Annotated in this window: 8 protein-coding genes; 2 read left to right on the forward strand and 6 right to left on the reverse strand. The window is 65.9% G+C overall.

Annotated elements, in window-relative coordinates; translation table 11 throughout:
- Positions 1-91: 91 nt before the first annotated feature.
- Positions 92-4,717: a membrane-targeted effector domain-containing toxin gene (locus tag CAG41_RS03845; RefSeq protein ID WP_085706715.1), complete on the reverse strand. Its 4,626-nt coding sequence runs from the start codon at positions 4,715-4,717 to the stop codon at positions 92-94.
- A gap of 184 nt (positions 4,718-4,901) precedes the next feature.
- Here CAG41_RS03845 and CAG41_RS03850 point away from each other — a divergent pair, with 184 nt between their 5' ends.
- Both CAG41_RS03850 and tadA read left to right on the forward strand, forming a co-directional pair.
- On the forward strand, positions 4,902-6,278 hold the full coding sequence (locus tag CAG41_RS03850; protein ID WP_085586661.1) for a multicopper oxidase family protein: 1,377 nt from the start codon (positions 4,902-4,904) through the stop codon (positions 6,276-6,278).
- Positions 6,278-6,775, forward strand: a complete 498-nt coding sequence (gene tadA, locus CAG41_RS03855) for a tRNA adenosine(34) deaminase TadA (protein WP_085586662.1) — start codon at positions 6,278-6,280, stop codon at positions 6,773-6,775. The genes CAG41_RS03850 and tadA overlap by 1 nt, the downstream gene beginning before the upstream one ends.
- Before the next feature lie 153 nt (positions 6,776-6,928).
- Here the strand turns inward: tadA and cmoB are convergent, their stop codons facing one another.
- The 5 genes from cmoB to lon all read right to left on the reverse strand — a co-directional run bounded on the left by cmoB (position 6,929) and on the right by lon (position 12,613).
- Entirely contained in the window at positions 6,929-7,885 is a 957-nt protein-coding gene (cmoB, locus tag CAG41_RS03860; protein WP_085634022.1) for a tRNA 5-methoxyuridine(34)/uridine 5-oxyacetic acid(34) synthase CmoB, read from the reverse strand.
- Positions 7,882-8,589, reverse strand: coding sequence for a carboxy-S-adenosyl-L-methionine synthase CmoA (gene cmoA / locus CAG41_RS03865; RefSeq protein WP_225927287.1), 708 nt, complete (start codon positions 8,587-8,589; stop codon positions 7,882-7,884). The genes cmoB and cmoA overlap by 4 nt, the downstream gene beginning before the upstream one ends.
- Before the next feature lie 222 nt (positions 8,590-8,811).
- Positions 8,812-9,447, reverse strand: coding sequence for a lysoplasmalogenase (locus tag CAG41_RS03870; RefSeq protein WP_085706716.1), 636 nt, complete (start codon positions 9,445-9,447; stop codon positions 8,812-8,814).
- A 1-nt stretch (position 9,448) separates the two neighbouring features.
- Positions 9,449-9,841 (reverse strand): protease inhibitor I42 family protein, encoded by a 393-nt coding sequence (locus CAG41_RS03875; RefSeq protein WP_085586666.1) that lies wholly within the window; start codon positions 9,839-9,841, stop codon positions 9,449-9,451.
- Between the two features lie 354 nt (positions 9,842-10,195).
- Positions 10,196-12,613: an endopeptidase La gene (gene lon, locus CAG41_RS03880; protein ID WP_085634025.1), complete on the reverse strand. Its 2,418-nt coding sequence runs from the start codon at positions 12,611-12,613 to the stop codon at positions 10,196-10,198.
- Between the last annotated feature and the right edge of the window lie 417 nt (positions 12,614-13,030).

The raw sequence follows: 13,030 nt of genomic DNA on the forward strand, positions 1-13,030 counted from the left end.
CGAACGGGCCCGTCAACCCAGGCCCGTTGCTGTGGCATCCGAAAGCCCCCGGTCGCAAGACCGGGGGCTTTTTTTCGGCTGGCGGGAAGGTTCAGTGCGGCAAGCGGCCCTCAAGGAGCATGCCCATCTCGCTGAGGCTCCAGGACAATTCTTCGAGGCTGGCGAACGCTACCTGATCGATGCCCACCCACACCGGGCGATGGATCCGCAAGGTGCCGTCAGCGAGACGTTCGACCGGCGTGTGAACGATCTTTCCTTCCCGGTTGCGGTGGATCAATGTCACGCCGTCTTCGGTTTTCTGGAAGGTGTACTGGCCGCGCCGCATCAGCATCCGTTCGATGTCCGCCGGCGTTCTTTCGACGGAAGGCTGCGGCGACTTCAAACTCAGATCGGCATAGAGCGTGTCGAATGCCCCCTGTTGTGGCCTGTCTTGATGCACATAGCCTCTGCCGATGCGGATGCCGCGGTCGATCTCGATCGTTGCCGGCGCATCGAGCGGCACTTCTTCGATGCGCAAGCCGATGCCGCCCTGCAGTTCGCTGATGCCGACCACGCCACGGAAGGTGTTGGTGTTTTCCTGGCCGGTGAGGACAACCCACTTGCCCGCTTCGTTGAGCTTTTGGTCGGCCTGCATGACGGTATGCGTAAGGTAGTTCTTGATGCCTTGTTCCTGCAGCTGCGTAAACGGTGCCTCGGGAAAGCGGTAGCTGGCCAGGCAGTCCGTCGCCTGAACCCGGATGCCGTTGAGGCGCGCGACCTTGACCGTTTCCAACGGCGTATGCACGCCCGATGGATCATTTTGCAGCTGCCGCAGAACGGTTTCGAGATCCGGGGACATCTCGCCTGTGCGGAAAAACGCATTCAGGTCGCCTTGGCTGAAGTCGTTGAGCAGGCGGTGGAAGTACAGGGTCCTGACCCCCTTGCGCGACAGGGTCGGCATGTTTTCGATGAGAAAACGCAGGCTGGCGATCCGGTCCTGACCTTCGCCGATGACCAGGCCGGGCACTGCGTCGAATACGTGTTCGATCAGGCTTGAGGCCGAAGTCGTGGGGATTGCGTCGACTGCGGGACGGGCGGGCAACTCACGGTAAAGGTCTCGGCGTCCAAAGAATTGATCGGTATCCCGTGCCAGCTTGCGCCGCAGGTCCGTGACGTATTCGTCATAGGAGGTGATTCCTCTAATGCTGCCATCGGGCAACCTGCTGACTTTGATGTGCGTCTCCGGCTTGCCCAGCGCCACATTCCTGAGGCCGTAACGGATGGGCGATTCGTAGCCGGTGGCAGGAGCGCGCAACGGTGCAGGCGCAGGCGCAGGTGCAGGTGCAGGTGCAGGCGCAGGCGCAGGCGCGGCCTCAGTCCTGATCCGAGACATGCCCTTGAGGTTGTTGCCACCGCCCTTCAGGCCACCCGTTGGAGCCAGTTCCCATTCGCCTTGGGCGTTCAGGCGCACCGGCAGGGTGCCGGAAAACGCGTTCGGGCGTTCAGGGTTGATGATGGCCCAGGTGCCGGGGCCGTTGACGTCGGGTTCGAAGCGCACGTAGTAGGCGGTGCCGTCGAGGCTGATGGCCGTCGCAGGGTCGCCGTCGAGCCGATAGATGCCCTGGAACTTGCCGGGCCCGGTGTCAGGCCTTCGAGCTTCAAGCAGATCATTGGCTTGCCAGCGTGCGAGTTTGTCCTGGATCTGGGCCAGGCCGGGCTCGACCGGCAGCGCAGCGGGTTCGGCCGGCAACGGCCACCCCATGGGCCGAAGGCCTCGCTCCATCAGGGCCTGCTTGAGCTCATCGCAATGGTCGGCCGTGATGAAGTCGTACTCGGGCCGCATCGGCACCTGCAGACTGATCCTGCCGCCGGGTGTCGTACGCACGACGCTGTCCGCCATGTGGCCCGCTTCGTTGCGGTAGACCACCAGAATGCTGTTGCGGTAGCGCTGGAAGGTGAACATGCCGGGCTCGGGCAACAGGGCGCGCAGATTCTGCGGTGTGCGGTAGGCCCACGGGGTCGGCATCTGCACGCGCCAGGTGCCCTGGATCTGGGCCTGCACGGCATCCATGTCGCCTCCGTCCAGCGGTTCCTCGACGGGTGAGCCGGGGTAGTCGGCGTATTCGACGACCACCCCGGGGTCGGTGCCGATGGGCGCCTCAAGGCCTGGCGGCACGTCGTCGAAACGCAGGCTCAGGGCGTCTGCCTGTTCGCTGATGCCCTGGTGGCCCCTGAAGGTGGTTATGTGTTCCCGATCCACCAACGCCACCCACCTGGCCGGGCCTTTGACGGCTTCGTTGAAGCGGATGACCTGGCCGGCGAAGAAGCTCCTGGCCATCGGCAGACCCGGTTCCGAGCCGAACGCGGAGCGGTTGATGTGGTAGGTGGTGGACAGGTCGAGCGCCTGCACCCGGATCTTTGCGGCATTGGCGGCCTTCACCACCTCTGTCAGCGTGAAGCGGCCATCGGGGTCGTTGCCGGCCATGAAGTCGAGCTTGCGCAGGTATTCTTCCAGTTCGGCAGGCATCTGGCCGGTGCGGGCGAATGTATCCAGCGCCGTCTGGTTGACGTTGGCCAGCAGTTGCTGGGTGTAGAGCGTCTTCACGCCGCGCCGGGCGAGGGCCGGCATGTTCTCGATCAGGAACTGCTTGCTGCCGATGCCGCCTTGCGTTTCGCCGATGACCAACCCCGGCTTCCGGGCGAAGGCAGCGTCGAGCAGGTCGCCGGGTGAGTCGAAGGCCGCCGCCGTGGCGACGGGCAGGCGCGGCGTGACAGGATTGGCCGCATACCAGGTGCGGGCGTCGCTGATCAGGTTGTCGCGTGCGGTTTCCTGGCTCAGTTCGAAGCGGCTCAAGGTGCGCGTCCGGCCGAAGGCATCGGTGACCGGCCTGACATCGTCCGCGCCGCCCAGGGCCCAGGCGCGCATGTCCGGGGCGTCGATTTCGGTGACCAGGGTGCCGGGCAGTTGTGCCCATTGCTGCGCGGCGGAGGTGCTGGCGTGCGGCAGATCCATGCCGCCCTTGAGCCCGAGCTGCGGAAGGGTTTCCCATTGGCCGGCGGCGTTCAAGCGTACGGGAATCGAACGGACGAAGGCATTCGGCCGGGCGGGGTCGATGATGGCCCAGTGGCCGGTGCCGCTCGCCGAGGTTTCGTAGCGCACGTAGTAGTTGCCGTCGCCGAGGCGGATGGCCCGTGACGGGTCGGACGGCAGGCTGTGGATGCCCTGGTACTTGCCCGGTTCGCGGCTCAGCGTCGTGTCGTCGAGGGTAAGGCCGATTCGGTAGGATGCCGGGATGCCAGACACAGGCCGCGGGGGCTCGACGGCTTGAGCATCCGCCGGAGGGGGCGGTGGCTTGGGTGTGCGTGCCGGCTGCGTCGCTTCCTGCAGTTCTGCCATTTCCCTGGCCTCGGCCGCTTCGATGTCGGGGCCGACTTCTTCCAGTGAGCCAGGGCCGGCGAGGGCGGCCAGGTTCAGCAGCAGGTCGATGCCGCCGAGCACGGCCCCCAGGATGCCGGCCTTGCGCTCCTCGGACGTTTTGCCGTTGACCGCCTGATCGATGTTCAGCCCCATGTCGGCGATGCTCGCCCCGATCAACGGCAATGCGACCGGCCAGCCGACGATGGCCATGGGGGCGAAGACCCTCAGGCCGGCGCTGAGGTAACCGATCCAGAGTTTCTTGCGCAGGTCGGCGTTGGCGGTCAGCGTGAGTTCGGCTTCGATGAACAAGGCGTCGCGGGTCGATGTCTGCAGCCAGGTGAAGGTGTCGCCTTCGATGGCTTTGTCGTTCTGATTGATCAGGTGGTGGTCGTACCGGCTCCAAGTGCTGACCAGGCGGTTCATCAGGTCACTGATGTGGTCGGCGATCTCCTGTCGGTCGGCCAAGGGAAAATGCGTCATGAAGATCTGGCGGTCCTGCGGCTGGTTCATCCGTAGCAGCATCCAGAAATGCATGTCGGTGGCGGTTTCCAGCACGGTGAAGGCGCTGGCTTCGCCGGGCACATAAACGATCTGGCGACCCTTGGGCGCGACGAAACGCAGGATGTCGGTGGCGGTGAAGCCGGCGACGTCCAGCGTCCGGACCGTACCCGTTGTGGGGTGCGTCGATTGCAGCCACTGCAGCGTGACCGGCCAACTGACCGGGCCGAGCGCGGCCTGGGTGACGAAGCGGAAGTCTTCGTCGCTCAACAGACGCTTGTCCCGGGCCTGCACGGCCTTGAGCAGGAAGTTGCACTTGGCCAGGGTGCGGTAATCGCTGCCCGAGCGGTGCCAGAAAGTGCTCAGCCGATCCTTGTACCGAGTGCTGAAATCGATGCTCCAGAAGTCCTTCAATACTTCGTTGCCGTGGAGGCGGACTTCGTTGGTTTCGTTGAACGTGCCGGCGGTGGGGCCTGCGCTGTAGAAGCCCGCGTACACGTCGAGCAGGTCGGCGTTGTCCTGGTCGGCGACGCGGAAGCGCTGGATCACCAGTTGGGTGAGGGTCAGCGTCGAGGTCGGTTTGGCGTTGACGTGTTCCCAGCCGGTGAAGGTGCGGCCGTTGCTCTGGGCCGCATCGAAGCGGTGGAAGTACACCCGGTCGGGATCGAGGCCGGTGACGCCGTGCTTTTTCAGCAGGTCGCCGGCCACCTCGCGGGCGGTGTCCTGAAGGCTGGGGCAGTCGCCGATGACGCGGCGGGCGATGGCCTTGAGCGCGGCCTTGTCGGCGGCGTTGGGCAGCGGGCGGTGGTTGTCTGGGATCATGCTCTCTCACTCCTTGAGATACGGGCAGGGAGCATGACCCGTCCGGGCGGCGCAGGTGCGGTACATAGTTATCGCATTGCCGCTGCGGCGGCACGTCGCCCTTACTGTTTGCCAGTTGCGGGTGTATCGTATTCGCCTTTTGCGGGCCCGGTGCCTGCCGTCGATCCGTGAGGTAGCCCAGTTCATGTCCTTTACCCGTCGCCAAATCCTCGGTGGCCTGGCCGGTCTTGTTGTCGTTGGCGTCGGTGCGGGAGGGACGGCGCGCTACTGGCTGGGCAAGCGGGCGCAAGCCGATGCGGGGCACGACTATGAGCTGATCGCAGCGCCCCTGGACGTCGAACTGGTGGCCGGGCACAAGACCCAGGCCTGGGCCTTCGGCCCGTCGGCGCCGGGCACCGAACTGCGCGTGCGTCAGGGCGAGTGGCTGCGGGTGCGCTTCATCAACCGGCTGCCGGTGGCGACCACCATCCACTGGCACGGCATCCGCCTGCCGCTGGAAATGGACGGTGTGCCGTACGTCTCGCAATTGCCGGTGCTGCCGGGCGAATACTTCGACTACAAATTCCGTGTGCCGGATGCCGGCAGCTATTGGTATCACCCCCACGTCAGCAGCAGCGAAGAGCTCGGCCGCGGGCTGGTGGGGCCGCTGATCGTCGAGGAGCGCGAGCCGACCGGCTTCCGCTACGAAAAGACCCTGAGCCTGAAGAACTGGCACGTGGACGACGAGGGCAACTTCGTCGACTTCAGCATCCCCCGCGAAGCGGCCCGGGGCGGCACGGCGGGGCGCCTGTCGACCATCAACGGCGTGCCGTCGCCGGTGATAGAACTGCCCGCCGGCCAGATCACGCGGGTGCGCCTGCTCAACCTCGACAACACCCTGACCTACCGCATCAACATCCCCGGCGTCGAAGCGCAGATCTACGCGCTGGACGGCAACCCGGTGGCGCCGCGGCCGCTGGGCAAGGAATACTGGCTCGGCCCCGGCATGCGCATCTGCCTGGCGATCAAGGCCCCGGCGGCAGGCCAGGAGCTGTCGCTGCGCAACGGCCCGGTGCGGCTGGGCACCCTGCGTTCGGTGGCCAACGACGATGCGCCGACCGAGTGGCCGCCAGCGCTGCCCGTCAACCCGGTGGCCGAGCCGGACCTGGCCAAGGCCGAGAAACTCAACTTCAATTTCGAATGGGTCGGTTCCGTGTCGGTGAACGTCGACAACGGCAAGCCGCCGAGCCTGTGGCAGATCAACGGCAAGGCCTGGGACATCACCGACAAGACCTGCGCCGACCGGCCGATCGCCAGCCTGAAGCTGGGCCAGAGCTACATTTTCGAACTCAAGAACATGACCCAGTACCAGCACCCCATCCACCTGCACGGCATGAGCTTCAAGGTGATCGCCTCGAACCGGCGCAAGATCGTTCCGTACTTCACCGACACCTACCTGCTGGGCAAGAACGAGCGGGCGCAAGTGGCGCTGGTGGCGGATAACCCGGGGGTGTGGATGTTCCACTGCCATGTGATCGACCACATGGAAACCGGCCTGATGGCCGCCATCGAGGTGAAGTGATGCGCCAGATCCGCCCCGCGGCGATCATCGACCGCAGCCGCGACCGCGACTTCATGCGCGAAGCGCTGGCCCTGGCCGCGCAGGGCGCCGCCCTCGGCGAAGTGCCGGTGGGGGCGGTGCTGGTGCAGGACGGCGAGATCGTCGGCCGCGGCTTCAATTGCCCGATCAGCACCAGCGACCCCAGCGCCCATGCGGAAATGGTCGCCATCCGCGCCGCCGCCGAGGCGGCCGGCAACTACCGCCTGCCGGGCAGCACGCTCTATGTGACGCTGGAGCCGTGCAGCATGTGCGCCGGGCTGATCGTGCATTCGCGCATCGCGCGGGTGGTGTACGGCGCCCTGGAGCCCAAGGCCGGGATCGTGCAGAGCCAGGGGCAGTTCTTCACCCAGGGCTTTCTCAACCATCGGGTGCTGCATGAGGGCGGGGTGCTGGCGGAGGAGTGCGGGGCGGTGCTGACCGAATTCTTCAGGGCCCGGCGCGCCAAGTCTTCGGACTGAACGCCTGCTTCGTGTCTGCTTCCGTTCGGCGGCGTCCTGGCGGACGCCATCGCCAGCAGGCTGGCTCCCACAGGGTTTTGCGGTGAACACAGTGGCTGCATTCGGCCGAGTCCCCTTGTGGGAGCCAGCCTGCTGGCGATGGCGCCGGTCGATCTACTTGCGGGCGACGATCACCGCCCGCATCGGCGCCGGCAGCCCTTCGATCGTCTTGCTGTGGTCGTGCGGGTCGAGGAAGTCGCTCAGCGACTGGTACTTCATCCACTCGGTGCTGCGCTGTTCCGCCACGGTGGTGAAGCTCACGTCCACGCAACGCACGTCGCTGAAGCCGGCGCGGCGCAGCCACAGCTCCAGCGCCGGCACCGACGGCAGGAACCACACGTTGCGCATCTGCGCGTAGCGGTCTTCCGGCACCAGCACCTGGTGCCGGTCGCCTTCGACCACCAAGGTCTCCAGCACCAGTTCGCCGCCCTTGACCAGGCAATCCTTGAGCGCGAGCAGATGCTCGATCGGCGAGCGGCGGTGGTAGAACACGCCCATGGAAAACACCGTGTCGAAGCCTTCGAGGTTCGCCGGCAGGTCTTCGAACGGGAACGGCAGGTGCCAGGCGTTCGGCTGCGACAGGTAACGCTGCACCGCCTGGAACTGGCAGAAGAACAGCCAGTTCGGATCGACCCCGATCACGCTGTCGGCCCCGGCGCCGAGCATGCGCCACATGTAGTAGCCGTTGCCGCAGCCGACATCGAGGATGCGCTTGCCCGCAAGGTTCAGGTGCGGAGCGACCCGCGACCATTTCCAGTCCGAGCGCCACTCGGTGTCCACGTGCACGCCGAACAGGTCGAACGGCCCCTTGCGCCAGGGCGACAGGCCCATCAGCGCGGTGCGCATCTGCGCGCGGGTGGCGTCGTCGCAGTCGCTGTCCAGCGTCAGGCCGTCGAGCAGGTCGACTTCGCTCGGCTGGACCTGCGGCAGGGCGTCCAGCGCGCTTTGCCAGCGCTCCAGGTCGCCGTGGCCCTTTTCCATCTTCTTGTCGAGCTGCGCTTGCAGGGTATTGGCCCAGTCGGCCAGCGGCGTGCCGGCCAGACGGCGGGCGAGGGGAGACAGATCGATCATGGCAGGGCAATCAACGAGGCGAAGTTAAGGCATTGGAACCACGGCACGACTTTCGAGAATCCGGCGGCCAGCAGGCGTTCGCGGTGTTCTTCGAGGCTGTCGGGCTTCATGACGTTTTCGATGGCGCTGCGCTTCTGGGCGATCTCCAGTTCGCTGTAGCCGTTGGCGCGCTTGAACGCCACATGCAGGTCGGTGAGCAGCGCGTGTTCGTCGGCGTCGTTGAAGCGCAGCTTCTCGGACAGGATCAGCGCGCCGCCGGGCAGCAAGGCCTGGCGGATGCGGCCGAGCAGGGCCAGGCGCTGCTCTGGTGCGATGAACTGCAGGGTGAAGTTGAGCGCCACCACCGAGGCCGGCTTGAAGTCGAGCGCCAGGATGTCGGCTTCGATCACCTCGACCGGCAGCAACTCCTGGAACATCGAATCCTGGCCGTTGAGGTACTCGCGGCAGCGTTCGACCATCGCCGCCGAATTGTCCACGGCGATCACTCGGCAACCGTCGGTGCGCACATGGCGGCGCAGGGCCTGGGTCACGGCGCCGAGGGAGGCGCCCAGGTCATAGAGCACGCTGTGGGGCTGGGCGAACTGCGCGGCGAGCACGCCGAGGTTCTCGACGATGGTCGGGTAACCCGGCACCGAACGCTTGATCATGTCCGGGAACACCCGCACCACGTCCTCGTTGAAGGCGAAGTCAGGCACCTGGGCCATGGGCTGGGCGAAAATGCGGTCGGGTTCTTTGCTCACGGCGGTTCCGGCGGTTCGGTGGAAAAGGCCGGCATTTTAGCCAAATTGCTGCGGGGATGCGCGGGTTGGCTGATAAACGCCCGAACGGCGCTGCCAGCCTCGTGTCAGGCACATCGCTTTCGCGAGCGGGCTCGCTCCCCAGGGTGTTGCACCGTCCATGAGGGAGCCAGCCTGCGGGCGATGCGGTCAGCGCGGTTTTTGCGAGAACGCCGAGGCCGCGATGCCCCACTGGCCCAGCCAGTAGCTGAGGATGATGAGGTAGGGGGCGGCGTGGAACGGCGCGACGAAGCGGTTGATGCCGATCACGCTGTCGGAGAACACGAACGCCACGGCCCCCCCGGCGGCCAGCAGCGCCGAACGTTGCGGCACGCCGCTGCCCAGGCGGGCCAAGGCGCGCCAGAGCATGGCGCTGATGGCCGTGCCGTAGACGATCACCGGCACCAGCAACGGCCCCAGGCCGCTTGCGACCAGAATGCCCAGCAGCACCGCGCCCAAGGCCAGGGCGAGGATCAGCGGCAGCACGGCCAGGCGCCGGCAGTCGCTGAGGTAGGCTTTGAGGTAGGCCAGGTGCGCGACCAGGAACGCTCCGAGGCCGAACACGAACAGGTCGCCCGGCCAGGCCAGCAGCACGTCGCCCACCAGCGAGAAGATCAGGCCCAGGCTGATCCAGCGCCGGTAGTCGCCGGGCGGCGCGTCGTGCAGCCAGCCGAGCAGCGCCAGCACCGGCAGCGGCTTGACCAACAGGCAGAGCAGCGCCGCGTGGGTGCTCAGGCCGTAGAGGAAGGTCGCCGCGCCCATCAGCGCCAGGATCAGCCAGCCCATGTCAGTTGACCGAAATGGCGCAGTCGAAGGTTTCCACCGGCAGCACTTCCGGCGCCCACGGTTGCTGCGAGGTCAGGCGCAGGCGCCCGGTGCCGGTGGCGAAGGCCTGGAAGCGCCAGGTGGACAGGCCCGCCGCGCCGACCACGCCGGCGTCCTCGGGGTTGCTGTAGACCTCGGGGCTCAGGGCGCGCAGCACTCCGCCGGCGGAATCCTGGATGGCCCAGCGGTAGCCGGTGGTGGGGTTGCTGGGCAGGGTCACGATCAGGTTTTGCCCGTTGGCCAGCCGCACCGGGCATTCGCTTTGTTTCTCCACGGTCACGTTGGTTTTCGGTTGCGTGGCGCAGGCGGCCAGCAGGGCGAGACTCAGGGGGACGAACAGGCGAATGGGGGACATGGGGTGAGGGGCTCCGGCGTTCTCGACGAACGGCGAGCATAACTGAAGATGAGACAAAGTGTGACAACCTGGCGGGGCGAGGCTGTCAATTCCGGCCCCTTCGCGGGCAAGCCGAATCGTCGCACTGATCCAGGGTGCACACAGCGCCCCTGTAGGAGCCTGCCTGCTGGCGATGGCGCCGTGGAAGGCGCTGCCGGGGGCAAGGTACAACCTCCCCCCGCATGGTTCTGCGGCCATGCGCAGCCTTGGCTGACGTCATCGCCAGCAGGCTGGCTCCCACAGGATCTGCGGTCACGCAAAACCTGTGGGAGCTGGCTTGCCAGCGATAGCGGTAGTGCAGGCACTACATGATTATCAGAACAGCACTTTCGCCACATCCGCGAACCGCTTGGCGAAGTGCACGGTGATGCCTTCCTTGAGGTAGTCCGGCAGTTCCTCGAAGTTGCCCCGGTTGGCCTCCGGCAGGATCAGTTCGAAGAGCTTCTGCCGACGCGCCGCGATGACCTTTTCCCGCACCCCGCCGATCGGCAGCACGTGCCCGGTCAGGGTCAGTTCGCCGGTCATGGCCACGCCTTTCTTCGGCGGCTGGTTGCGTGCCAGGGAAAGCAGGGCGCTGGCCATGGTCACGCCGGCGCTCGGGCCGTCCTTGGGCGTCGCGCCTTCCGGCACGTGCAGGTGGACGAACGCCTCGTCGAAGAACTTCGGATCGCCGCCGAAGGATTTCAGGTGCGAGCTGACGTAGCTGTAGGCGATCTCGGCCGATTCCTTCATCACGTCGCCCAGTTGCCCGGTGAGCTTGAAGCCCCGGTTGAGGGTGTGGATGCGCGTCGCTTCGATCGGCAGGGTCGCGCCGCCCATGCTGGTCCAGGCCAGCCCCGTGATGACGCCGGTGCCGGACAGCACCTGCTCGTTGCGAAACACCGGATGGCCCAGCGAGGCTTCGAGGTCCTTGGGGCCCAGCTTGATGACGGCCTTCGGCTCGTCGATCAGTTTCATCACGGCCTTGCGCACCAGTTTGCCCATCTGCTTTTCCAGCTGGCGCACGCCGGCCTCGCGGGCGTAGCCGTCGATCAGGGCCTTGAGGGCCGCGTCGCTGATGCTCAGGCTGCCCTTGGACACGCCGGCCTTCTCCAGCAGCTTGGGCCACAGGTGGCGCTTGGCGATGGCGACCTTCTCTTCGGTGATGTAGCCCGACAGGCGAATCACTTCCATGCGGTCCAGCAGTGGTCCTGGGATCGAGTCCAGGGTGTTGGCGGTGCAGACGAACAGAACCTTGGACAGGTCCATCCGCAGGTCGAGGTAGTGGTCGAGGAATTCGACGTTCTGCTCAGGGTCGAGGGTCTCCAGCAGCGCCGAGGCCGGGTCGCCCTGGTAGCTCTGGCCCATCTTGTCGATCTCGTCGAGCATGATCACCGGGTTCATCACTTCGACGTCTTTCAGGGCCTGCACGAGCTTGCCCGGCTGCGCGCCGATGTAGGTGCGCCGGTGGCCCTTGATCTCGGCCTCGTCGCGCATGCCGCCGAGGCTGAAGCGGTAGAACGGCCGGCCCAGGGATTCGGCGATGGATTTGCCGACGCTGGTCTTGCCCACGCCCGGCGGCCCCACCAGCAGCACGATGGAACCGCTGATCTCGCCTTTGTAGGCGCCGACCGCGAGGAATTCGAGGATCCGGTCCTTGATGTCGTCGAGCCCGGCGTGGTGCTTGTCCAGCACCTTGCGCGCGTGCTTGAGGTCGAGCTTGTCCTCGCCGTACACGCCCCACGGCACCGAAGTGGTCCAGTCGAGGTAATTGCGGGTGACCGCGTATTCCGGCGAACCGGTCTCCAGGATCGACAGCTTGTTCATTTCCTCTTCGAGGCGCTTCTGCACCTGCGCCGGCAGCACCTTGCCTTCCAGGCGCTGCTCGAACTGTTCGAGGTCGGCGCTGCGGTCGTCCTTGGTCAGGCCCAGCTCCTGCTGGATGACCTTGAGCTGTTCCTTGAGGAAGAACTCGCGCTGGTGCTCGCCGATCTTGCGGTTCACCTCGGCGGAGATCTCTTTCTGCAGGCGCGCGACCTCGACTTCCTTGCGCAGCATCGGCAGGACTTTTTCCATGCGCTTGAGCATCGGCACGCAGTCGAGCACTTCCTGCAGTTCGGGGCCTGTGGCCGAGGTCAGGGCGGCGGCGAAGTCGGTCAGCGGCGAGGGGTCGTTGGGGCTGAAGCGGTTGAGGTAGTTCTTCAGCTCTTCGCTGTACAGCGGGTTGAGCGGCAGCAGTTCCTTGATCGCGTTGATCAGCGCCATGCCGTAGGCCTTGACCTCGTCGGTCGGCTCGGTGGGCTGGTGCGGGTATTCGACCTCTACCAGGTAGGGCGGGCGGTGGTGCTTGAGCCAGGTCTTGATGCGTACGCGGCTCAGGCCCTGGGCGACGAACTGCAGCTTGCCGTTCTCGCGGCTGGCGTGGTGCACCTTGACCAGGGTGCCGTATTCGGGGAGCGCCTTGGTGTTGAAGTGGCGCGGGTCTTCCTGGGGCGTGTCCATGAAGAACAGGGCAAGGGAGTGGTGCCCGGACTGGCTGACCAGGTCCAGGGTCTCGGCCCACGGCTCTTCGTTGACGATGACCGGCAGCACCTGCGCGGGGAAGAACGGACGGTTGTGGATCGGGATGACGTAGACCTTGTCCGGCAGGTTCTGGCCGGGCAGGGCCAGGCCCTTGCCGGTGGAGCGGTGTTCGATGTGTTCGGCTTCGGTGTAGTCGTCGGGGTTGTCCGGGAATTCTTGCTGGTCGCTCATGGGGCACCTGCGCAATGGGGTATGGGGCTTAGATGGGGCAGGGGGTGGGTGGTTTCAATGGGGTGGGATGTTTCTGGGTGTGTGTTCAGGGTTTTGACAGGTGCGGGGTTCGGATTGGCCTTGGCGCCTTTGGGCCGACCAGGTTGGGGGTGTTTGGTGTGTATATCCGTTTCTTCGGGTGTGGCGGCTGGCGGTTCCGCCCTTATGGCGGGTCACTTTTGGCAGACGCCGGAATGCCGGCCCAGCCCAAAGTAACCAAAAGGTCTGGCCCCGGCGTACGGCCCCTCGCTGAGGCTCGGGGGTTCCTTCGCTCCGGGATTCATCCGGGGGCATCGGCTACGGTTTGCTTCGCTGCACCTCCTTGCGATGTGTTTGGCTGCGCCAAACGGCGCTGCGCGCCCACCCCCGGATGAACCC

This window comes from Pseudomonas sp. B35(2017), assembly GCF_002113645.1.
Classification (GTDB): domain Bacteria; phylum Pseudomonadota; class Gammaproteobacteria; order Pseudomonadales; family Pseudomonadaceae; genus Aquipseudomonas; species Aquipseudomonas ekonensis.